Here is a 24,232-nt window from a genome sequence, read left to right as displayed (position 1 = left end):
AGGCTAAAATGAGGCTAGGCGATATTATCGTCTAGCCTTTTATTTTTTAACTTTTTAATCTTTTAATATTCAAATAAAGAGCATTATTATTTTATGAATAAACACACTAAACTTGCTTTATTAGTTGCCCCTTTCCTTATTTTAGGCGGATATATTGCTTCTGACTTATACATTGAAAATCAAGCAGAAAAAACACGTGTTTTTCAACTAGAGCCAACAGGTAATTGCGATGTTATTAACAAAAGTTGTATTTTGAAATCGGGTGAATTTGAAGTAAATATTTATGATGAAGAAGGAATTACTACGGTTAATTCAACTTTTCCGCTTGATAGCGCAACCTTGTTTTTGGTGAGTGAAAATGAAGAAGTTACCGTTTATCCGCTAGGTATGCTTGATAGTGCTTATTATTGGAAAAGCTCTACTGCACTACACCAACTTGTATCAACTCAAGGTGCGCAATATAAGCTACGCTTAATTGCTAATATTAAAGGTGGTCAATACATTAGTGAATTTACAACGCATACCGTTAAATAACGGATGAACTTTGATACAAAACATACCCTGATGTAGTAACAACGAGTAAAGTAGATTAAGGTTTTAAATCAATTAAGATTAGAACGCGTTTAAAAAACATATTACCCCGATAATTACAAGAGAATACCTATGTTTCCCAATTGGCAATTAACAACATTAAGCTTTTTTTACATTTGCTTATTATTTTTAATTGCTTACGTTGGAGACAAATATCGCAACAAACTTCTTGAACGTTACCAATCAAGTATTTACGCTTTAACACTTGGGGTTTATTGTACTTCGTGGAGTTTTTTAGGAACAACAGGGCAAACCGCCAATAATATATTTTCTCATTTACCTATTTATTTAGGTCCTATTTTTCTCTTCTTTTTTGCTTGGCCTTTTATACAACGCATTATTCGCGTTAGTTTAAAGTTAAATTTAACCTCTATTGCTGATTTGTTGGCGGCTCGTTATGGTAAATCTCATAAGCTCGCTGTTTTAGTTACTCTAGTTGCTTTAGTTGGCACCATGCCGTATATCGCTTTACAGTTAAAAGCTATTGTTTATTCGTTTACACAATTACAAGCTGAACAAAACTTTAATGATTGGCAATTAGGTTTAGCGATTAGCTTAGTGTTAGCGGGGTTTACCATAGTATTTGGTATTAGAAATATTGATGTGACTGAACGTCATCCAGGTATTATGCTGGCGATAGCGTTCGAGTCGTTAGTTAAGTTGTTTGCATTTTTAGCTGTTGGTTTATTTACTATCTTTTTCCTCTTCGATTCACCTGCTGATTTATGGGAGCAAACCAGTGTAACTATTAAGTTAGAAGAACAATTCAGCTTACCGAGTATTGCGTCAGTGCTTGCTATGTTAGTGATTACGATGGCGGCTTTTTTGTCTTTACCACGCCAGTTTCAAGTGATGGTGGTAGAGTTAAAAGAAGAAAAAAACATCTATCTTAGCCGACGTTTATTTCCTTTATATTTATTTGTATTTGCCGTTTTTGCTATCCCATTAGGTTTAGCGGGACAATTATTATTAGGTGATAGCGTACCTTCAGACGCTTACGTACTGTTTTTACCCAGCTTAAAAGATCAAACTTGGCTAACGTTATTAACTTTTCTTGGTGCTATTTCGTCTGCGAGCTCTATGGTGATTATTGCTGCAATTGCTTTAAGTACCATGTTGAGTAACGAAATTGTTTTCCCTCATTTATATGGCACTAAAAAATCAAGTCATGTTGATTACGACAGCTTCAGATTACGCTTACTTCATATCCGAAAATTTTTAGTTTTTAGCGTTATATTGCTAGGCTTTGGTGTTTCGTTAATGTTGCCGTCAGAAACTTTATCTTCATTAGGTGAAGTTGCTTTTGGCGCTTTTGCGCAGCTAACGCCTGCATTGGTTGCTGCCTTTTATTGGCGACGGGCTACATTAACTGGAGTGTATGCCGGTATATTAGTTGGCTTTATGTTGTGGCTAATGTTTAACTTTTTACCGCAATTTGGTTTATATATTCCGCCTTTTTCTGACGGTATTATTCCGGCTAGTAGTATGGCAACCCTTTTGAGTTTAGTGGTTAATATATTTGTGATTTGGAGTTTGTCGCAAGTGAGCCGACAAAGTGTGCAAGAACGTGTGCAAGCATCCATATTTTTAGAATGGCAATCTCCTAAAGTATTAACCTCACAAAAATATCGTCATCTTGATTTTCGTGAGTTAGAACTGTTAGTTTCACGTTTTGTAGGTGAACCTAAAGCCAGTCATAGTTTTAGTGAATTTCAGCAGAAAACTCTTCAAAAGAAGGTAGGCAATAACACCTATAATCAACTATTGCTGGAACATACTGAAAATACGTTAGCCAGTGTTATGGGAGCATCTTCAGCCAGATTAGTACTTTATTCAGCGCTAGAAGGGCGCGATATCGCACTTGATGAGTTAACGGTGTTAGTTGAAGAAGCATCAAACCATAGACAAAAATACAGCCAAAATTTATTACAAAGTGCGATAGAAAATGCCAGTGAAGGCTTTTCAGTGATTGATGCTGATTTAAAACTAATGGCATGGAATAAAAAATATATCGACTTTTTTAATTACCCTGAAGAGTTAGTTTACGTAGGTTGCCCTATAGAAAGTTTACTGCGCTATAACGCTAAGCGAGGTTTGTTTGGTACGGGTAATGTAAATAAAGAAGTAACGAAACGACTCGAATATTTACGTCAGGGGAGTCCTCACTCAACGGAACGACAATACAATAATGGGCAAGCTATTCGTATAGAGGGGAATCCTTTGCCTGACGGTGGTTTTGTCATGATGTTTTCTGATGTAACAGCATACAGAAAAGCCGAACAGGTATTAAAAGAGGCAAATCAAGATCTAGAAACTATTGTACAAGAACGTACTCAAAAGCTTGAAGAAGCCAATCAAGATTTAGCAAATGCTCGATATAAAGCTGAGCAAGCACATGTTAATAAAAGTCAGTATTTAAAGGCTTGTAGTCATGATTTAATGCAACCATTAGAAGCTGCTAGGCTTTTTACTTCAGCACTGGCCGACCAGAAAAACCTTAATGAATTACAAGAGCGTCAAGTTAATAATATTGATCACTCATTAAAAGTAGCTAGCGATTTGTTGTCTGATTTAAGTGAAATTGCACGTATTGAAAGTGGCAATATTAAACCTCAAATAGAGACTTTTTCAGTGAAGGAGTTATTTGATAATTTAGCAAAAGAATTTTCAGCTTCAGCGGTAGAGGCTGAGGTAGATTTTAGGGTGGTTTCTACTTCAGTATGGATAAAGTCAGATAAGCGATTATTACGACGTATATTGCAAAACCTGATTGGCAATGCTTTCAGGTATGCCAGTTCAGGTAAAGTACTGCTTGGTGCTAGAGTGGTAAAAGGCGAGGTAAAAATTCAAGTGTTAGATAATGGCCCTGGGATCCCTGAAGATAAACAAATATTGGTTTTTGAGCAATTTACGCAATTGGATACGGCAACAACAAAACCTAATCAAGGTTTAGGATTAGGTTTAAATATAACGCAAAGTCTTGCACAATTGTTAGGACACACATTATTGCTTCAATCGAAGGTTAATCAAGGTTGTAAATTTACATTGACTGTTGCTCAGGCAGTTAAAGGGCATGCTAAAAAAATTAGTGCCCCTATTGTTAGCTCAGGCTTTAAAGATGTAACCGTATTATGTATTGATAACGACCCTGACGTATTAGCCGGAATGGTGGCGCTTTTAGAAGCTTGGCACTGTCATGTACTAACCGCTGATTCATATGCATCAGCACAAAAAATATTTACTAAGGAGGGGGAGGTTATACAATTATTATTAGTGGATTACCAACTAAACAATAACGAAGACGGACTAACCTTAATCGCAATGTTACGTGAACAATGTCAGCATTATTTACCTGCTATATTAATTACTGCTGCCACTGAAAGCGATGTTGACCTGAAGGCTGCTGAAGCGGATGTAGGATTTATGAGAAAGTTGGTAAAACCAGCAGCATTGCGTGCAATGATGAGTGCTAAGTTATCAAAAAACCTACAAAATAATTATTTATCTTAGAGGTTATAGCTGGGTCAACTGATCTTAATCTAAATTAAGTTCTGGAATATCTAATTGTCCAATAGCAATAACTGCCTGCGTACGATTACGTACATTTAACTTACGAAAAATAGCGGTAGCATGTGCTTTAATTGTTGCTTCAGATACATGTAAATCATACGCTATTTGCTTATTTAACATGCCTTGGGCAAACATTAATAAAATTTTATATTGTTGTTGGGTTAAGCTGGCAACACGCTCAGAGATATCAATGCTCGTATCATCATTTTCTGAGGCTTCAAAAGCTTCTGGTACCCAAACATTACCCAATAAAACTTGCTGTATTGCTGTAAAAATAAGGTCAATAGGTGTCGATTTAGGAATAAAACCTGCTGCACCATACTCCATAGATTTACTAATGGTATCTTGATCTTCGTGAGCTGAAACAATAACCACAGGTATTTGTGGATAATGAGTTCTTACATGAATTAAGGTGTTAAAACCATGTGCGCCAGGTATGTTTAAATCAAGTAGAAGCAAATCACAGTCACTATGATTAGTGAGTAATTGTTCGAGTTCAGGGATCGTTTGTGCCTCTAACCAACCTGTAGTAATAAATTTTGACTTTAATGTCCCCAATAAAGCTTGTCTAAATAAAGGATGATCATCAGCTATTATTATTTTTTCTGGCTGAATCATAATAGAGTTCCTTAGAAATATCTCGTATTCAGTATAAACGGTTTTCAGGAAAGTATTTATTAGACTTTAGGCTAAAAAAAATAAATTGTGGTGAAACTTTACATTTATTTCACTTAATAGTAATTAACAGTTTTTAGAAACGAAAAAGCCAATCGTGAATCTAGTTAACGATTGGCTTTTTCTTTTATTTGTATGCAGTTTATTTAGGGTATTTGGCTTCTAATGCTGCATATAATTGTTGTTGAAAGTCAGCGGCGCTTGGATCAAGGGTAGTGACAATATTGGCTAATACTTCATTGTCTTCCTCGCCATTCCATATTTTAATGTATGTGCCTTCTTTGTAGCCATGATCTTGGCGGAAAAAGTTTAAGGTGTTTTTACCTACGTATTGGCGAAATAATTCGTTTAAATCCATATTCATTAATCGCATACAATCAGCAAGCGCAACAGCATCAAACGCTTTATTTGAAACCGCCGCAGAGGCTAAATTTTCTAATGCTATTTTAAAATCTGTTTCAGATGTTTTTTCTGTTAACTCTTGAGCTAATTCAGCTGTAATACTTTCTACTGAAGCGCCTGTCATTAAGCGTAGGCTTAAACCAAAGTGAAAAATATCGACTAATTCTAATTGTACTTGAGGTACGTCAATCTCTTGATGTTTCCACCATTTCCAACCGTGGTGATCAAGCATTTCAGCACATTCAACCCAGATTGCGCGATACCATTCGTAGTTATTATCTCTCCACGTTTCGCTAACGCGAGAATTCATTGCATCTTGCATAGTTAACATTTGTGTAATTTGTGTAGTTGCAGTAGATAAGTTGCTCATGCATTGTCTCTTTAATGATTTTAATTAATATTCTGTTGTATAGGCGATATCCTACAAGTATTTACTGGATAAATCAGTATAATAGTTTAATTATTCGCGATAATTTTTCTTCAATTTTACGATAACTATTTATGAATCAAACAGCTTCCAAAGAAACACAACAAGATGCACTTAAAGTGGCTAAATCTATTCAAAAGCCAGGGCAAACTAAAGAGCAAACCAAGCTTATTGCACAAGGTATCGAAAAAGGCATTAGTGAATATAAGAAGCAGCAAAAAGTAAAAGCGCGAGAACGCGATAAACAGCGAAAACAGCAGCTTAAAGCTAAAAGTGCTACGGAAGATAATCGTGAAGAAAACGCAAATGAATCAACAAAGTTAAACAAAGTAACAAGTAAGGTACTAATTCCTTGGCTTTTACTTATTGTAAGTTGGATACTCTTTGTATTTTATATTCTAAAATGATCATTGAAAAATCCAATAACCCCCTCATCTATAGCATCATCATTATCGGTAATCAGGACTTAATCAGGATTAAATTATGCGTAAAGCGTTAGAAATATCTAACTTGAAAAAAGTATACAAAGGCGGATTTGAAGCACTTAAAGGCATTGATTTAACGGTTGATGAAGGTGATTTTTTTGCTTTACTTGGGCCTAATGGTGCCGGCAAATCTACAACGATAGGGGTTATTACCTCCTTAGTAAATAAATCATCGGGCACGGTGAAAGTTTTTGGTGAAAGTATTGATACAGAGCTAGAAGCCGCTAAAAGTTATTTAGGTTTAGTACCACAAGAGTTTAACTTTAATATGTTTGAAACATTAACCACTATTTTGGTTAATCAAGCGGGTTATTATGGTGTTGATCGTAAAACAGCACACGAAAGAACTGAAAAATATTTAAAAAAGTTAGAGCTTTGGGATAAACGTAACGACGCATCTCGTATGTTGTCTGGCGGTATGAAAAGGCGTTTGATGATCGCTCGCGCTTTAATGCATGAACCTAAAGTATTGATATTAGATGAACCCACAGCAGGCGTAGATATTGAGTTACGCCGTTCAATGTGGGAGTTTTTAAGAGAGTTAAATCAACAAGGTATTACGATTATTTTAACCACGCATTACCTTGAAGAAGCTGAAATGCTATGTAGAAACATCGCGATTATTGATAAAGGTATTATTGTAAAAAATACCGATATGAAATCATTATTAGCCACGTTAAATGTTGAAACTTTTATTCTCGATTTAGATGCTAAAAGCTTAGGTGATAATGCAGCTATCGATCTTAAAGACTTTAACAGCCGATTAGTGGGAGAACACACGTTAGAAGTTGACGTTGATAAATCTCAAACGATTAACGAAGTGTTTAGTCAATTATCTGCGTTAAATATTAATGTTAAAAGTATGCGCAATAAAAGTAACCGTTTAGAAGAGCTGTTTGTCAGCTTGATAGGTAAAAAACCTCAAACAGAAACACAGGAGCAATAACATGAGTTCGTCTGTTAACTTTATTGCGTTAAAAAGTATTTTATATAAAGAAGTTCACCGTTTTATGCGCATATGGGTACAAACACTTGTACCACCGGCAATAACCATTAGTTTATATTTTGTTATTTTTGGCGAATTAATTGGATCAAGAATAGGTGAAATGGGCGGCTTTGATTATATGTCGTTTATTGTTCCAGGTTTGATCATGATGAGTGTTATTACTAATTCTTACTCCAATGTCGCGTCATCTTTTTTTAGTGCTAAATGGCAGCGTAATGTTGAAGAGATGCTAGTAGCCCCTGTACCTAATTGGGTTATTGTTGCTGGTTATGTAGGTGGCGGCATGATACGCGGTATCTTAGTTGGCCTTATTGTTACGCTAATTTCGTTATTATTTGTTGATATTCAAATTCATAATATTTGGATTATTATTGCAACCGTTTGTTTAACATCAGCCACGTTTTCTTTAGGTGGTTTAATTAACGCAATATTTGCCGGGAGTTTTGATGATATTTCAATTATCCCTACCTTTGTTTTAACTCCTTTAACTTACTTAGGTGGGGTATTTTATTCTATTAGCTTGTTACCTGAATTTTGGCAGGGCGTATCACAAGTTAATCCTATTGTTTATATGGTAAATGCGTTTAGATATGGTTTTTTAGGTATATCTGATGTGAGTTTAACTTTAGCTTTTTCCGTATTAGGTATTTTTATTGTTAGCTTATTTACTATTGCTATGGTGTTAATTACAAAAGGCGTAGGCTTACGAAGTTAATAAATGGCGAAGTTAATGAAAGAACAAATAGAAAAAATGGGCGACTCTAAAGCAATTGTTACTAATCAAAACGGTATTCATGAAAAGCTTGAAGAGATTGTTTTAAAACATATAAAACATCCATTTAAAAAACCGTATCAACAACATACACAAGACGCTTTCGATGAAATAGATAAAGTGGTGCAAGCATTTGATGGTGAGATCATTTTAGATTCTTGCTGTGGTGTTGGACAAAGTACGCGATTGCTGGCAAAACGAAACCCCAAGGCTTTAGTTATAGGGGTAGATAAGTCGGCTAATCGTATCAACCGCAATGTTGATGAGTTGGTTAACGAAGACAGTTGTCAGAAGGTTGATAACTTCTATTTAATTCGAGCTGATTTGAACGATTTTTATCGTTTGGTATTGGCAGCTAAATGGCCTGTTACTCAGCATTATGTGTTGTATCCAAACCCTTGGCCTAAATCTAAACATGTGCAACGTCGTTGGCACGGTAGTGCGGTATTTCCTGATATGCTTAAAATAGGGGATACCATGATCTTACGTAGCAATTGGCGTTTATATTTAGAAGAATTTAATTTTGCTGTATCTCTTTTAAACTTAACTGGAAAATTTGCTACGGTTGATGACAGTGAACCATTAACTCCTTTTGAAGCTAAATATCGTGCAAGCGGTCAAGAATGTTTTCAACTAACCATTAAAATAAAGTAATGACAAAAGAATGTTTCCATTTGTTATTACATTTTGATTTTTGTTCTATACTCATATCGTTGTGAAAAGTTACATTTATTGGCGAAATTAACAATTTTTTATATTCTATGAAATAACAATTATATTTTATTTAATAATATCAGTTAGTTATTTTTGGTGCGATATTTGAATTCTATTTACTTATTCATAATAAAAAATAGGATCCGGTATGATTAGCAAGATAAAAAAACAAGTTTTCCTCTATTCTCTTATTTGTGTTTTGATTGTAGAGTTAAGTTTTATGTACATATCTAGCGGTTTAACGTAAAGCTCACTTATAAAAAGTAGAGACTTTTAGGTTAATATTTATTAAAGTGCCGCAATAATAAAGAATCAAACTTATATTAACCAGAGTTCAGGTTATATTTAGAATAAGTGATAAGTATGACAGCGAATAAGCGCAAAGCTAAAGCAACTCACAAATCTCTACACCGCATTTTTACTATTCCTGAAGCCCCTGATTCAACATTAGGTGCTATTGAAAAAGAAATGTCTCAAAACCTTGCTGGTTTTCTTGGTAACCACATTGTGGCAACCAATCAAGCGTTAACCGATATTGAGAAAGATTTTGCTGGTTCTACTATTCCTGAAGAGCCTAGCTTTGTTTCTGATCATATGCGTCATTTATTAGATAAGTTGGTTTCTCAATCAGTTCATACGTCAAGCCCTAGTTTCATAGGGCATATGACTTCAGCTTTACCTTATTTTATTTTGCCATTGTCTAAATTAATGGTGGGATTAAATCAAAACCTTGTAAAAGTTGAAACATCTAAAGCATTTACACCGCTCGAACGCCAAGTGTTAGGTATGATGCATCGTTTAGTTTATCAAGACGATGAATCTTTTTATGAGCAATGGATGCATAGCCCAAATCATTCTTTAGGCGCTTTTTGTTCTGGTGGTACTGTTGCTAATATTACCGCGCTTTGGGTTGCTCGAAATAACCTTTTAAAGCCTGATGGTAATTTTAAAGGGGTTGCAAAAGAAGGTTTATTTAATGCGCTTACCCACTATGCTTATAAAGGCTTAGCCATTTTGGTTTCAGATCGTGGCCATTACTCTCTCAAAAAATCAGCAGATATTTTAGGTATTGGTGAAGAAAGCGTAATCAGAATTCCGACCGATGAATACAATAAAATTGACTGTGTAAAACTACGTGAAAAATGCCAAGAACTCGCGAATAAAAATATTAAAGTACTTAGTATTGTTGGAGTGGCAGGTACCACAGAAACTGGTAACGTTGATCCTCTCAATGATATGGCTGATATTGCACAAGAGTTTTCTTGTAACTTTCATGTTGATGCTGCATGGGGTGGAGCCACGTTATTATCAAATAAATACCGTAAGATCCTTAGCGGTATAGAGCGTGCAGACTCAGTAACTATTGATGCCCATAAGCAAATGTATATTCCTATGGGGGCAGGGTTGGTTGTTTTTAAAAACCCTAAAGCTGTTGCTTCTATTGAGCATCATGCTGAATATATCATTCGTAAGGGATCTAAAGATTTAGGTAGTCATACGCTTGAAGGTTCACGTCCTGGTATGGCTATGCTTGTGTATGCTAGTTTACATATTATTAGCCGTCCAGGTTATGAATTATTGATTAATCATAGTATTGAAAAGGCTAATTATTTTGCTAATACCATTGATGAACATGATGATTTCGAGCTCATAACACGACCTGAACTTTGCTTGTTAACCTATCGTTATGTACCTAAAATTATTCAACAATATCTTGCTACAGCAACACTTGAGCAGCAAGATAAAATAAATGATCTGTTAGATAAGTTAACTAAGTTTGTTCAAAAACGTCAGCGTGAAAATGGTAAGTCGTTTGTTTCAAGAACACGTATAGAAGTATCTCGCTATCAGGGTAAGAAAATTTTGGTTTTTAGAGTGGTACTAGCAAATCCGCTCACATCAAATAAAATATTGCACAGTATTCTTGAAGAACAAGCTGTTCTAGCAAATGAAAGTGTAACCTTTCTTCCTGAGTTACATAGTATTTGTGGTTGATTTTGTATATCCATTAATTATTTATTTCCATCTCCTATCTAAATAAACCTAAAATCCTTTAAAGACAATATATTACTGGTATTGTCTTTTTGTTTTTGTTATTTACACATTCAATGTTTAACTTTTGTCTTACGAAGTTGTTTCGATTATGTTTCGACTTTATTTCGTTTTGGTGTTTTATTTGTTGATTTATGTAATCCATACTGTAATAATACAGTCCTAGTTACAATTATATTAGGTGGTGATTTATGGAACAATTTAATAACAGCGTCGCAATGCAATCGGTAGCCAATGAACAAATAAATTATGCGTTAATAGAGCAACAGCTGCTTGAGGCGAATAAAAAAATTGAAGAATTAGAATATGAACTTGAGTGGTCTACTCGTTCTTACGAATAATACCAATTTCACTAGGATCTGTTTATTTTTCCTTTGTGTATATACCCGTTACCAATCAAGATGCGTATTTCAGAGCACTTGAGCGATATCAATTCAAGGCAATGCTTTGTAATAATGGTCGTTCCCTTATAAAAAGCATTAACGACGAAGTGATTTTGCTCAAGCGCTTCTTCGATGGGTCTAAAAACAATTTATGCTGCGTTATTAACTTTAGTAAGGGAATAACCATGACGTAAACTTAATGCCTTGCATACATGGATGTATGTACTTAGATTTCGTTTGGAACGTGAAATCTGTGCCTAAATTGTTTTTAGTTCCCACTGAAACCTGCATCTTGAATGGTTACGGGTATATAGGCTAATTAAACTAAGAGAATAGGTAATATTTAAGAAAATAAAAAAGCAGAAGTTATTTAAACTTCTGCTTTTTTATTTTAATTATTTAATTTTTGAGTATTACGCTGATTTTAAAGAAAATCTTAAGTTGTCTATTAGGCGTGCTTTACCACAAAAAGCGGCGGCTAATATAACAATATCTGTATCATCTTCACTGGCGGGTTGTAATGTTTTTGCATGGCAAACATGAATGTAATCAGTTTTTAATCCTGCATTATCTATATACGACGCAGCTGTTTTAGCTAAACCAATAAAGTCATTATCGGTTTTTAATTTATTAGCTAGCCATTGAATATTTTGGCTTAATGCGGGGGCTATTTTAAGCTCTTCTTCAGTTAAATAACCGTTTCTAGAACTTAATGCTAAACCAGAAGCTTCTCTAACCGTATCAACAGGAATAATCTCAATGGGCATTGATAAATCATCTACCATAGTTTCAATAACTTGTACTTGTTGATAATCTTTTAAACCAAAACAAGCAATGTCTGGTTGTACTAAGTTGAACAGCTTACACACTACGGTTGAAACACCTCTAAAATGGCCAGGGCGGCTTTCACCACAATAACCTTCAGATACATTAGGTACTTCAACGTAGGTTTGTTTATCTAGCCCTTTAGGGTAAATAATTTCAGGGGTTGGTGTAAATAATAAGTCAGTACCTTCTGCTTCAAGCTTTTGCTTATCAGCGTTCATGGTTCTTGGGTAGCTATCAACATCTTCGTTTTCACCAAACTGCATTGGATTAATGAATATGCTAGCAACAATTTTGTCTGCATGTTTATGAGCTTCAGTCACTAAGGAAATATGACCAGCATGTAAATTACCCATAGTTGGCACAAAGCCAATTTTTAAACCTTGTTGACGCCAATCTGTAATTATTTGGCGTAAATCATTTATGTTATCAACTGTTTTCATTATAGTCCCAAACTATTCGAAAATGTGTTCTTGACCAGGGAAGTTACCTAAAGATACTTCTTTAATATAAAGCTCTATCGCTTTCTTTATGTCGCCAGTATCGATTAAAAAGTTTCTCGAAAATTTAGGCATATAACTACATGAGATTCCTAAAGCATCGTGCATTACCAGTATTTGTCCATCAGTACCTTTACCAGCGCCAATGCCTATAGTTGGAATAGTAACGGCTTCCGTAATCGCTTTACCTAAGCTGTCAGGTATACATTCTAATACTAATAATTGCGCACCTGCCTGTTCTAATTGTTTGGCGTGTTCAATCATTTCTAATGCTTTTGTTTTATCACGACCTTGTACTCTAAAGCCACCGAACACGTTCACTGATTGAGGTGTTAAGCCTAAATGAGCACAAACAGGAATACCACGTTCAACTAAACCTTTAATGGTGTCAACTAACCAGCTTCCGCCTTCAATTTTAACCATGCTAGCACCCGCTTGCATAAGTTTAGTTGCGTTTATATAAGTTTGCTCGGTTGTGGCGTAACTCATAAAGGGCATGTCGGCAATAACAAGCGTGTTTTCAACGCCATTACGCACACATTTAGTATGGTAGGCCATATCGTCAATGCTTACCGGTAGAGTATCGTCTTCGCCTTGTAAAACCATGCCTAGTGAGTCACCTATTAAAATAGCGTGAATACCTGCTTGGTCAAATAATTTAGCAAAACTTGCATCGTAAGCGGTAATTGTTGAAATTTTTTCGCCTTGCTGTTTCATTTTGATCAAGGTTGAAGTTGTGATCTTAGCCATAAGATTTTCCAGTAAAATAAGTAGTGAACAATTAAGACAATATTAGCTTAATTGACTATGGATTTTTAGCCCGTTTGCAGGAATGTTCTGGCTCAGATTTTCAATACTGTCGCCGTCAGGAAGACATAGTTTTGGGGCTATTTCGTGAAGAGGTAATAGTACAAATTCTCTATTTTTTAGTCCGTAATGAGGAACAGTTAATCGTTCTGAATCTATTATGCTATTACCAAATAAAAGTATGTCGAGGTCTAAAATACGTGGTCCCCATCGATCATCCTTTCTTACACGGCCTGCTTGGTTTTCAATTTTTTGAAGCTCATCAAGTAAAGCAAGTGGAGATAATGTGGTGGTTAACTCAGCAACGGCATTCATATAATCAGGTTGATCTTGAGGACCCATAGGACGACTATAATAAAGAGAGGAAATACCCGACATCACCGTGCTTTCTATCGATTTTATTGCTTTTACTGCATTTATAATTTGCTGCTTAGGGTTTTCTAAATTACTGCCTAAGCCAATGTAAACTGTAACCATTTATGAGTTTTCTGTTGTTTTAATTCTAGGTTTACGTTTTTTTCTAGGTGAACGCTTAGCCGTTGAACGGTTATGTATAACGCTTTTTATCATCAGCTCTCTTGTTTCTGGAGGAGTAACCTGAAAGTCTGTCCACCATTTTGCTAATTCTTCTAAGTCAGACAGGCCATTCGACTTATCTAAATTTGCTGCTTCTATTTCTGCACGTAAAACTAAAAAGTCGTATCCGGCTCTAAACTTAAGGTGTTCAAAAGTTTTATAAGCCTTTTTGCCTTCTCTACGAGACAACTTATCTTGCAGGATTAAAATATCTTTCATTACTGCTTGGAAGCGTTTAGGTATAGCAATGCTACGTTGTTGCTCAGCCATAATCTCGCTCATACAAGCAAAAAAGGCATCTTGTGGAGTAAGTTGTGCGGTTGCATTTAATTGTTTTATTTGCTTTTGTAATGGATACCAAAGCATGGCTGCAAATAAAAATGCAGGGGTAACTCTTTGGTCGTTATTAACGCGTTTATCTGTGTTCTTTAATGCTTGCTTGATAAACGGGTATAAATAAGGTTCAGAGTTTTGATTCAGTATTTGATCAACTAACGGGAAAAAATATTGAAATAAATCATATTCTCTCAAAAGTTCGAAGTTTGCTTCGGCTTTACCTGACATGAATAATTTTAAAAACTCTTCAAACATTCTAGCCGGAGGAATATTGTCTAATAATGAACCTAATGCTTTTATAGGCGCTTTCGTTTCAGCACTTATTTCCATATTAAGTTTTGTAGCAAAACGTATTGCTCTTAACATGCGAACCGGATCTTCTCGGTAGCGTGTTTCTGGATCGCCAATTAATCTAATTTGTTTCGCGTTTATATCCGCAATACCATTGGCAAAGTCGTGAACGGTAAAGTCTTTAGCAGAATAATAAAGTGCGTTTATAGTGAAATCTCTACGCTCTGCATCTTCATCAATAGAACCGTAAATATTATCGCGAAGCAGCATACCTTCGTCACTTTGCTTAGACACTTTGGAAGCTTTGTCGTCTTTAGTCGAATCGTGATGTCCTCTAAAAGTGGCAACTTCTATAATTTCACGGCCAAAAACAATGTGAGCTAATCTAAATCGACGACCGATCAAACGACAGTTTCTAAATAACCCCTTAATTTCTTCAGGCGTAGCATTAGTGACAATATCGAAATCTTTTGGAATAACACCTAATAATATGTCGCGAACACCACCACCGACTAGGTATGCATCGTAACCACCACTATTTAATCTATACAGAACCTTTAGGGCATTAGTACTCATCAGCTTGCGTGATACCGGATGCTGATCTCTCGTTAATACTACCGGCTTTGTTATTTGCGGTGTTTTAGATTTTTTAGTCGTACTTTTTTTAAGTACTCGTTTGCATAAATTGATAACGCTTTTGATAGTGCAGGCCTTAGAAAGTGGATAAAGGAAATAATTAAATTTGAGTTCTTGATTATAGTGCTAATGATATAACACAGTGTTTAAAAATAGAATGAAAACAGTGTATTTTCCAACATTCAGTCGCTTATTGTATAACTATTTCTTGCTTTTGGGTGATTTTACTCATCGACCAATGACTTATTGCCCAACTTATAATGTTTTCTACTGATTCAAACCTAAGTTCTTCAGGTGGATTTTGCCCTAAATAATGCAATGCGGAAATTAGTGCGGGTTGAGGTTTTTGATTGTTAATCGCTGGAGCTTTATTTTGTTTACTTAATTTATAGCCTTCTTTAGTTACCGCTAATGGAATATGACTATAAATAGGCGCCTGAGTATTTAATATTTCGAAAAAACTTAATTGCCGTAAAGTGGGCTCTAATAAATCACAGCCTCTTACTACATGGGTAATGTTTTGAAAAATGTCGTCAACCACTACGGCTAATTGATAAGCAAATAAGCCGTCTTTTCTTACTAATGTAAAATCTTCTGCCGCAACTTTTTTATCGCCAGTAATTAAACCTTGAATTGTATCGTTAAATTCATAAACACCTGCATTGTTTATAAGACGAGTGGCATTATTCAATGAAGGTAAATTTAAGGTTTTACAAATTGAAGGATATATTCCGCCAAACTTTTTAATTTGTGCTCGAGTACATTGGCAGTAATAAATAAGTTGATTTTTTGCGAGTTGGTTTAGGGTTTGATGATAAATTTGTGTTTGTTGGCTTTGATATAAAACACTCTCGTCCCAATGTAATCCATAAGACTCGAGGGTTTTTAAAATTTCACTACTCGCACCTGCCAATTCTCTTGGTGGATCAATATCTTCAATACGTACAAGCCAAGTGCCGTTATTATGTTTTGCGTCTAAATAACTCGCAAGAGCAGTAACTAAAGAACCAAAATGAAGTAAACCAGAGGGGGAAGGAGCAAAACGACCACGATATAATGACTGTGGTCGTTTATTGTCAAGATTTACCATAAGTAAACCAAACTATATTTCAAGTAATTAAGCAGGGATTAGCCTGCCATTTGACGTTCTTTTATTTCTTGAAGGGTTTTACATTCAATACATAAATCAGCAGTAGGACGAGCTTCTAAACGGCGAATGCCAATCTCAATACCACAAGATTTACAAAAACCAAAATCGTCTTCTTCAATTAGTTGTAATGTTTTTTCAATTTTTTTAATAAGCTTACGTTCACGGTCACGTGTACGTAGTTCTAAACTGAATTCTTCTTCTTGAGCTGCGCGATCTACAGGATCAGGGAAGTTCGCAGCTTCATCTTGCATGTGAGTAACGGTACGATCGACCTCTTGACGCAATTGAGAACGCCAAGCTTCTAAAATTAATTTAAAATGCTTAAGTTGGGGCGTACCCATGTACTCTTCGTTAGGTTCTTCTTGGTATGGCTTTACGCCAGCTAATGCCAGAATTCCTAATGCTTTATTTGCGCTGTTTGGCATGCTTTATCTCCTAATGCGACTTAACTTTATATTGAAGTGAATAATACTTGCATTAGTTCACAACAACTTAAATTATTACTGCCTATTCGTAGGCATTAAATATCCCAACTATATGGTGTTTCACTTGCGTAAAAACAAGGTTTTTATCTAAAAAATAAAAATAATTTTATTTAATCAAACACTTAAGGTAGAAAAGTTGAAAACTGTATACTTGTAGCTAATTTTTAACATGACCTTGTAGCAGCCTTTACTGTGCAGAGTCAATCTTTTTCACCTTTTATACCATATAAACGGGGTTTAAACGAAATTTGATGTTTATTCAAAAATTCTAATAATATTCACTATGTTGTTATTTATTTAATCGTAAATATCTTGTGTTTTTGGGATATTAGCTTAATTAAACTCATAAAAATCAAGTAAAGGTACATGATATTCAATTATTGTTACGCCATTGTGTTTAGCTTGTTCAAATAACTCAGCATATTTTGCATCTAGGTGTTTTGCCGGTAACACCGATTTGATACCTGAATGCATTACCGCAAAAATAAGAACAGCTCTTTCACCGTTTGCTGCAACTGTTGTTAGCTCTGTTAAGTGTTTTTGTCCGCGCACTGTTGTAGTATCGGGAAAATAACCTTGCCCATCTTCTAATAGGGTTGCGCTTTTTATTTCAACGTAGTGATCAGGTTTGTCTGTGTAAGTTAATAAAATATCAATTTTACTGTTTTCTTCGCCGTATTTTACTTCTCTTTTTAGCGCTGAAAAGCCAACTAAAGCTGGGATCTCATTTTTTTCTATGGCTGTCTGTACAAACACATTGGCTTGGTGAGTGTTAACGCATATAAGATCGCCATTAGCTTTTTCTGTTAACTCCCAGCTAAAGGGATATTTTCTTTTTTTGTTTTCAGACGTGCTATACCAAACAGTATCACCTGGGCTACCACAACCGCTCATAGCGCCTGTATTTGCAACATGCATGGTAGTTTCTTCACCGTTTTCTAAAATTACATCAGCAAGAAAACGCTTATAACGTTTAATTAATGTGGCTTTACGTAATGATATTTTTTGGGTCATATTTTTTGATGCTTACTGAAAGAGGTTAACGATTCTGCCTTAAGGGCCATGGTAATGAAAGTTTTTATCTAGATTATTGATGGGGAAATTTATTGAAGTCAAAGCTGAATATTGATCTAGCTTTAAGCTCATAGGTTAACCTTTGAAATCACATAGTATGCTAAGTAATGAGTTTGTCGTGAGAGGTTAACCAATTGAGTCGATTGTTAAAATTTTAGAATTATGAATTTCTACCTATCATGATCATTTCGCTACATTATTCTCCTAAATCATGATGACTTTGATAAGTACCGGTATTTTTAAAAGTGCGTTGTTCCGGTAAGTTATCTTCAACCTTTAAGGTTTTTTCTCCTGTGCCATTTTTCTTTAGCTTAAAACTGTCGTATAGTTTTCCGTCTGTTGTAAAGGATTGATAAATCAGTTGATTCTTTGTTTTTTTAATAACTTGATATGTAGGTGTATTTTCTCCGGTTCTTTCTAGAGTTACCCCATACTTTTTGTATTCTTGCCAAAGAGTCAATTTTTGCGGATAGGTTTTAGGCCCTGCTATCGAAGTGATAAATACCGACTTTACTTTTTTCGCTGTATTAGGACTAGCGATCAGATTTATGTCTTTATTAGTGCCTATGCTGCCTCTTGAATAGCTATGATCATGACCTTGTAATACTAAATCGACATTATGTTTGAGCAAAACGGGTAAAAAGGCGTTTCTAATTTCCGGTTCATCTTGGCCTGCAGTATTTAAAGGCATACCGCAATTTGAAAAAATGGGGTGGTGCATAGTTACTATATGCCACTTAGCTTTGCTGCTTTGTAATTTTTCATCAAGCCATTTGGCCTGTGCTTGTAATAATTCTTGGCTACCTAAAGCTTCTGAATCTACAACAAAAATATCTAAATCAGGGTAGCTAGCGCTATAAACGGTTTCAGACAATTCGATAGGTAAAGTGGCAACTGCTGGTAGAGTAAACTGTTTTTGCCAAAGGTCAGAAAGCGCCCACTGTTTTTCATTATTGTTTTGTATCTTCCAGTCGTATTCATGATTACCCGGAACGACAATAGCCGGTAACATGCTATGAATAAATTGACCGGCATTAAACCAATTCGACCATTGATGATCGTTAGCTCCCTCGTTAACTAAATCGCCTGCGTATATGGCAAATTCAGCTTTTGGAGATTGTTGCCAAGCGCGTTTTAATACCAGAGGCCAGTGCGAATAAATACCGTTTTGGGCATCGCCAAAATAGAGAAATTCAAAGTCATCGCTTGGTGTTTCAGCGGAAGTTTTTATTCTTTGCCAAGGAGACCAGTGGCCAGACTTACCACTGACGCGATAATTATATTCTGTATCGGGTTCTAACCCTTTAAAGGTTATGGAGTGATAGTTAACAGGATTGAGTTCTGCATTGGCAGGATAACTAAATTTTGTCGTTTGAGGCTTATTGAAGCCATAACGTAGTGGTGTGTTTTCCGTATTTGCAGTAAATGACTGCGCATTAATATCAAAGCGAGCATCAGCGGTATTTTTTACAATTTCAGCTAGAGGCTCATTTACACTAGTGTCTGTTCGCCAAGTAACTGAAAAACTATTGTAGGGTGTTTCAGTGGCTGTAACTACGATGCGATCAGGCCAAGAAGAAGCATCAAAATATGGGGTGATAGCTGCTTTTTCTGAATGGCTATGAACCGTAGCTGAAAAGATAACAAGTAGATATGTAGAGATTATCCAAAATGTTTTCATTGGTATTTCCTAAACGTTAAAAGTTAAGATCTAGATAAGCAATGTAGATCTTAAATATTACATTCCCACTTCATTGAATTGGCATTCTTAAATTAAATGCAGTTTCATGGGTAATGAAAAGGTAAAACTAGGCACTTTAAAGTTGTGCCTAGTTTGTTTTATATGACTTAAAACGCGTAACTTACTCCGCCACCAAATGTAGCTGGTGCGCCAACTAAGCGAGCACCATCGTTTAGTTCAAGAAAATAAACTTCGTCAGTAATATTGCGACCATAAGCATATACATTCAAACCATTGTTAAAGGTTACATCTACTCGTAAACCTAATAATGAGTATGAAGGTGCTGTGTTACCTTCACCTGCATTTAAACGATTTGACTCTTTACCGTGATAGCTATAGTTAAGGCGGGCATCAACTAGCGTATTGTTAGCTAACGATGTTTGGTAGCTAAGTGATGCTGTTTGACTCCATTCAGGCGAACCTGGTAACGGATCACCTATGGTATTAATCACATCATTCACTCGGTTTGAGCTAAATTCGGTGATTTCAGTATCTAGGTATGTACCCGCGGTATTTAAGCTTATTTTATGATTGTTAGTTTCTAGCAAGGTTACAGCGATTGAAGCTTCAGCACCTTGAACTGTGGCTTCACCAACATTGGTTCTACCGTTAGTATCATTTGCTAAACGAGCTGTTGCTTGTAGCTCTTCAAAATCATAAGAGAATACGTCGAATGTTAGATTCAGGTTTTCAGTGACGTAACGTAAGCCAGCTTCATAAGCGAGTACTTCTTCAGAATCAAAAGAGTAAGTTTCTTCTTCTGAGAAGATAGAGGTGCCATCGAATCCGCCACCACGATATGCAGTACTTACTGACGCAAATACGTTTAAGTTATCGTTTAAGAAGTACTGAACAGCTAGTTTTCCTGAAACGTTGCTGTCATCAAACTCACGATCCCATGAAAAATTGGCTTGAGTATTAAATGTTGATTCAAATTTAGATAATCCCCAAGGATCTGAGTCAATATTTTTACCGCTGAATTTAGCTGTGTCTTTGGTATAACGTAAACCACCGCTAATCACTAAGTCGTTTGATATGTTCCAATCTACATTGGCAAAAGTAGCAACACTGCCTCGACGTTGATTATAAGGAGAGCTATATTCCGACAATACAGCGTAGCTTGTCCAGTTGCTGGTAAAGTCTACTGAATCACTAATAAAAAATGCTCCGGCTATCCAGTCAAAATCACCACCGGTTGCATCACTTAAACGAATTTCTAATGACTTTTGGTCGAGTTTGTCGTCGAAATTGTATTGGTATCGAGGGAACGAAGTACCGTCACCATTTCCACTTACATTGCGTTCACTACTCTGCATAGCAAATAATACATCTAGGTTTAAATTAGGATTAAGCTGGCGGCTAAAGTCACCAGAAAAACCACTTACATCAATTTCGTGTGAGTAATATTCGCTAGTATAAAACTCGTATGGGTCGTTGTTTTCACCTGCGTTGCGTGATGGGTTATCTTCACTAAAAGCAATACGGTCGTACTGGCGAGTATCGCCACGGTCTTGGCTAGAAAAATAATGAAGCGTTAACGAGGTTACATCATCAAAGTCATAAACCGCTGTACCTCTAAAAGCGAATAAATCAGCATCGCCAAAGCCATCACGTTTACCTGGATCTGCTACCGGAGGAACGATTCCTTCACCACCTTCAGGAACAAAACCAGCAAAGTTACCGGCACCTGCTCCGTCCATAAACCCACCGCCTTGCTTCATTAAAACAGCAACACGAATACCTAAGTTGTCAGATACTGGTCCGCCAATGGCTGCGCTTCCTGATACGTAATCGTAAGAACCATATTCAATATCAGCATAACCATTAACTTCCTCACCTGGAGCGTTTGTTATAGCGTTAATTGAGCCCGCTGTTGTATTGCGTCCATAAAGTGTTCCTTGAGGACCTTTTAATACTTCGATACGCGCTAAATCAAAAAGTGGCATGCTTAAATAAGCGTTAGATGTTTGGTAAATACCATCTACATGTAAAGCAACTGAAGGATTACCATTGGGTTTATAATCGTCTGCTCCACCAATACCACGAATGGTAATAAAGCTGTTTTCAGGGCCACCAAAAGCTGAGTTGATTGAAATGCCCGACAAGCTATCAATCAAGTCTGTAAAATCTGTAACACCTTGGGCTTTTAACTCTTCACCACCTAATACTGAAATTGCTACAGGTGCGTCTTGTAAACTACTGTCTCGTTTTAATGCGGTTACTACAATCTCATCCATTGGTGCTTGATAGTTTGGAGCGCGCTTATTTTGTGTTAACGAACTTGTTTCTATTTTTTTAATAACAATGGCACCGCTTGGCTCTTCGTGAGCTTTTAATCCGCTACCTTGTAATAATTGTTCAACTGCTTTAATTGTTGATAATTTACCTGTAGTGGCAACCGCTTGTTTATTACTAACAAGACGACTCGGTGCAATAATCACTGTACCTGTTTGTTGAGACAGTTGATTTAATGCTTGGCCTAATGGCTGAATAGCAATATTGATTTCAGTTTGTTGTGCTAGAACATGAACAGGTGCCAAAGTGGCAACAGCTCCACCAAATAAAGCGAACTTGATAGAACGACTCAATGTTTTCATTTTGTATTTTCCAAGTTAATTAATGTGGGTTCGCTACAAGAGTCATAGAGTTAAAATTTTTTTCATGAAAATAGGTTGTTTAATAAAAGCTTAATATTTGATAGTTCATTTTTTGTTGTTTAAATCTTTTAAATTCAGTTTGTTACCTTGTTTTATTTATTGAACTAAAATAAAGCGATAAAATTATTTTTTCTCGAAATTAAGCTTGTTAATTTTTTTACAATTGAGATGTATAGATTACTTTGTGAGCACATTACGATTTTCTTCTTCAATAAAGGTAATTGAATACGCGGCAGCTAAACCAGCCAGCATTTGATCTATTTGCTTGAAAGTAAAAGAAGCGGTTATAGGTAGGTTATTAATACTGTCATTTAATATAACCACAGGTTTACTGGCGTATCGATTAATATCCATGATGACACTTTGTAATGGCACGTTATCGTATATTAGGCGCTCGTTTAACCAAGAAAATTCAGCTTCAGGGTCAAAGGGAGAAACAGCAGAGGTAAATTCGCCATGAATGTTCGCCCGTATTTGCTGATGAGCAGTTAAGCGCTGTACTTGTTCATCCTTTGTTCCTTGCTCTGGTAAATCAGCTACGTCCACTAAACCTCGCTCAACTGAAACTTTTATTGCGTTATTCGTTCCTTGTTTAACTTCAAAGGCGGTTCCTCTTACCCGTACTTGAGTTTGCTGCGCGGTTACTGAAAAAACGCGTGATGGATCATGAGCTACATCAAAATAAGCACTGCCTTGTTCCAGTTTTACTTTGCGTTCTTCTTGGTTAATGGCTACAAGGATGCTGGAACCACCTGATAATGTGACTTTAGAGCCGTCATCTAAAGTGAATGAAGAGTTTTCTCCAATGGGCGAGTTAAATGCGACTTCAGGTGTTGCAATGATGGTGGGCGCGGTATTACGAAATAAAGTGAATATTGCAATTAACGCGACACATGAAGCCATAGCACTAATATACATGGCTGATTTAGTGAAAAAGTTTTTGTTGCTTCGATCCTGCTCTTCATCTGCGTGATTTTGTAACCAATCGACAGCTGAGTCTGTCATGCCAATAGTTTGCCAAACTTGGTGTGAGTGTTTAAATGCTTGACGATTTTCATTCTTGTGGTTTAGCCATTGTACAAATTGCTCACGTTTTTCTTGGCTTATATCACCAGAATAAAAATAAGCTAACCAAGTTCTGGCTTGTGCTTGTGGCGTATCACTAGTCGAACTATTAGAAGGGTGCAAAATAATTAGTTCGCCTTTGGCGTTTGGGTTTTGTTGCTTCATGTATTCAACTCTTAAGAAATTAGTAGGCAGTACGACAATTGGTTTTGTTTAAGTGTGTTTTGGTGTTTGTATGTGTAAATTGGGCATCGGTATCGACACTTTCTAAAATTGCCATTGCTGAGTTTAATTGACGACTAATATCGGCTAAGCTCCAGCCAGTATCTGCAGATATTTGAACATAGGTTTGTCCTTTAATACGCACTCGCATCAGAATATCGCGCTGTTTTTCAGTGAGTTGCTCAGTGCCTTTTTGTAAAGCTGCAATGCGTTGCTCATTTTGTAAAATTGTTTCAGGGCACACATCATCTAACTGATCTTCATTGAGCTGAAGTTGCTCAGCCAAAAAATTACGATTCTTAGTTAATTGGCCAATCGATTTTAAAGTGATATTTATGGCTATTTTAATGATATAAGCTTTTGGATCTTGTACCTCAGAAGTGTCTTTCATTTGAGCAAATCGACTAAAAGCTTCTTGGGCAACATCTTCAGGTTCAGGTGGCCCTGAGCCATAACACTTATGTAATAAGCGACAAACATCACGCCAGTGATTACGAAAAAGTTTATCGATAGTTTGGTGGTGAGTTACATTGTTATTTTGTGTATAAGTTGTATTTGATTTAGGTGCTGATTCTTTCAAATAGGAATTAATAAAAAACAATGGGGCTTTATGTACCACTTTATTCATTGGTATTCACTCGCTAACAACTAGAAAAATCGGGCGAATAGTAACGAGTGATCACAACACTAAGATGACAGCAAACTTAAAATTATAAAGTTTCATAAAAATTTAATATTATGAGCAAGAATTTGTCATTAAAAATGATCTAAAGCTCTACTTAAACAAGAT

21 protein-coding genes are annotated in these 24,232 nt (G+C 36.0%); 8 read left to right on the top strand and 13 right to left on the bottom strand.

Annotated features, from left to right (window positions below; translation table 11 throughout):
• Positions 1–93 precede the first annotated feature (93 nt).
• Positions 94–534: a hypothetical protein gene (locus AC0L5Q_RS10950; protein WP_473607780.1), complete on the top strand. Its 441-nt coding sequence runs from the start codon at positions 94–96 to the stop codon at positions 532–534.
• Between the two features lie 129 nt (positions 535–663).
• Positions 664–4,101 (top strand): hybrid sensor histidine kinase/response regulator, encoded by a 3,438-nt coding sequence (locus AC0L5Q_RS10945; protein WP_473607776.1) that lies wholly within the window; start codon positions 664–666, stop codon positions 4,099–4,101.
• A 24-nt stretch (positions 4,102–4,125) separates the two neighbouring features.
• Here the strand turns inward: AC0L5Q_RS10945 and AC0L5Q_RS10940 are convergent, their stop codons facing one another.
• Both AC0L5Q_RS10940 and AC0L5Q_RS10935 read right to left on the bottom strand, forming a co-directional pair.
• Entirely contained in the window at positions 4,126–4,782 is a 657-nt protein-coding gene (locus AC0L5Q_RS10940; protein WP_473618289.1) for a response regulator, read from the bottom strand.
• 196 nt (positions 4,783–4,978) lie between these two features.
• Positions 4,979–5,608, bottom strand: coding sequence for a dUTP diphosphatase (locus tag AC0L5Q_RS10935; protein WP_473607772.1), 630 nt, complete (start codon positions 5,606–5,608; stop codon positions 4,979–4,981).
• Between the two features lie 131 nt (positions 5,609–5,739).
• Between AC0L5Q_RS10935 and AC0L5Q_RS10930 the strand changes: the two genes are divergently transcribed.
• From AC0L5Q_RS10930 to AC0L5Q_RS10905, 6 genes are all read left to right on the top strand, one after another.
• Positions 5,740–6,072, top strand: a complete 333-nt coding sequence (locus AC0L5Q_RS10930; RefSeq protein WP_473607768.1) for a DUF2956 domain-containing protein — start codon at positions 5,740–5,742, stop codon at positions 6,070–6,072.
• Positions 6,073–6,148: 76 nt separating this feature from the next.
• Complete coding sequence (locus AC0L5Q_RS10925; RefSeq protein WP_473607765.1) at positions 6,149–7,096, top strand: ABC transporter ATP-binding protein; 948 nt, start codon at positions 6,149–6,151, stop codon at positions 7,094–7,096.
• A 1-nt stretch (position 7,097) separates the two neighbouring features.
• Positions 7,098–7,871 (top strand): ABC transporter permease, encoded by a 774-nt coding sequence (locus AC0L5Q_RS10920; protein ID WP_473607762.1) that lies wholly within the window; start codon positions 7,098–7,100, stop codon positions 7,869–7,871.
• 15 nt (positions 7,872–7,886) lie between these two features.
• Positions 7,887–8,582, top strand: a complete 696-nt coding sequence (gene trmB, locus AC0L5Q_RS10915) for a tRNA (guanine(46)-N(7))-methyltransferase TrmB (protein ID WP_473607758.1) — start codon at positions 7,887–7,889, stop codon at positions 8,580–8,582.
• Positions 8,583–9,005: 423 nt separating this feature from the next.
• On the top strand, positions 9,006–10,637 hold the full coding sequence (gene panP, locus AC0L5Q_RS10910) for a pyridoxal-dependent aspartate 1-decarboxylase PanP (RefSeq protein ID WP_473607754.1): 1,632 nt from the start codon (positions 9,006–9,008) through the stop codon (positions 10,635–10,637).
• Between the two features lie 248 nt (positions 10,638–10,885).
• Entirely contained in the window at positions 10,886–11,035 is a 150-nt protein-coding gene (locus AC0L5Q_RS10905) for a hypothetical protein (RefSeq protein ID WP_473607750.1), read from the top strand.
• A gap of 455 nt (positions 11,036–11,490) precedes the next feature.
• Here AC0L5Q_RS10905 and panC read toward each other — a convergent pair whose 3' ends face one another.
• The 11 genes from panC to AC0L5Q_RS10850 all read right to left on the bottom strand — a co-directional run bounded on the left by panC (position 11,491) and on the right by AC0L5Q_RS10850 (position 24,070).
• Positions 11,491–12,345, bottom strand: a complete 855-nt coding sequence (panC, locus tag AC0L5Q_RS10900; protein ID WP_473607746.1) for a pantoate--beta-alanine ligase — start codon at positions 12,343–12,345, stop codon at positions 11,491–11,493.
• 12 nt (positions 12,346–12,357) lie between these two features.
• A complete protein-coding gene (gene panB / locus AC0L5Q_RS10895) occupies positions 12,358–13,152 on the bottom strand; it encodes a 3-methyl-2-oxobutanoate hydroxymethyltransferase (RefSeq protein WP_473607742.1) in 795 nt (264 codons plus the stop codon).
• 42 nt (positions 13,153–13,194) lie between these two features.
• Positions 13,195–13,686 carry a 2-amino-4-hydroxy-6-hydroxymethyldihydropteridine diphosphokinase gene (gene folK, locus AC0L5Q_RS10890; protein ID WP_473607739.1) on the bottom strand — a complete coding sequence of 164 codons (492 nt, stop codon included), beginning with the start codon at positions 13,684–13,686 and terminating at the stop codon, positions 13,195–13,197.
• A complete protein-coding gene (gene pcnB / locus AC0L5Q_RS10885) occupies positions 13,687–15,114 on the bottom strand; it encodes a polynucleotide adenylyltransferase PcnB (RefSeq protein WP_473618288.1) in 1,428 nt (475 codons plus the stop codon). It lies immediately after the preceding gene.
• A gap of 124 nt (positions 15,115–15,238) precedes the next feature.
• The gene (gene gluQRS / locus AC0L5Q_RS10880) at positions 15,239–16,138 is read right to left on the bottom strand and encodes a tRNA glutamyl-Q(34) synthetase GluQRS (protein ID WP_473607736.1); all 900 of its coding nucleotides are present in this window, start codon (positions 16,136–16,138) and stop codon (positions 15,239–15,241) included.
• Positions 16,139–16,176: 38 nt separating this feature from the next.
• On the bottom strand, positions 16,177–16,623 hold the full coding sequence (dksA, locus tag AC0L5Q_RS10875) for an RNA polymerase-binding protein DksA (RefSeq protein ID WP_473607732.1): 447 nt from the start codon (positions 16,621–16,623) through the stop codon (positions 16,177–16,179).
• Positions 16,624–17,016: 393 nt separating this feature from the next.
• A complete protein-coding gene (sfsA, locus tag AC0L5Q_RS10870) occupies positions 17,017–17,697 on the bottom strand; it encodes a DNA/RNA nuclease SfsA (RefSeq protein WP_473607728.1) in 681 nt (226 codons plus the stop codon).
• A gap of 256 nt (positions 17,698–17,953) precedes the next feature.
• A complete protein-coding gene (locus AC0L5Q_RS10865; protein WP_473607724.1) occupies positions 17,954–19,438 on the bottom strand; it encodes a purple acid phosphatase family protein in 1,485 nt (494 codons plus the stop codon).
• Positions 19,439–19,605: 167 nt separating this feature from the next.
• On the bottom strand, positions 19,606–22,095 hold the full coding sequence (locus AC0L5Q_RS10860) for a TonB-dependent receptor (protein WP_473607720.1): 2,490 nt from the start codon (positions 22,093–22,095) through the stop codon (positions 19,606–19,608).
• Positions 22,096–22,332: 237 nt separating this feature from the next.
• Entirely contained in the window at positions 22,333–23,385 is a 1,053-nt protein-coding gene (locus tag AC0L5Q_RS10855; RefSeq protein WP_473607715.1) for a FecR family protein, read from the bottom strand.
• A 19-nt stretch (positions 23,386–23,404) separates the two neighbouring features.
• On the bottom strand, positions 23,405–24,070 hold the full coding sequence (locus tag AC0L5Q_RS10850) for an RNA polymerase sigma factor (protein ID WP_473607712.1): 666 nt from the start codon (positions 24,068–24,070) through the stop codon (positions 23,405–23,407).
• Positions 24,071–24,232 lie beyond the last annotated feature (162 nt).

The sequence above is a fragment of the Pseudocolwellia sp. G5-9 genome (genome assembly GCF_055808995.1).
This window is presented reverse-complemented; position numbering and strand designations above follow the sequence as displayed.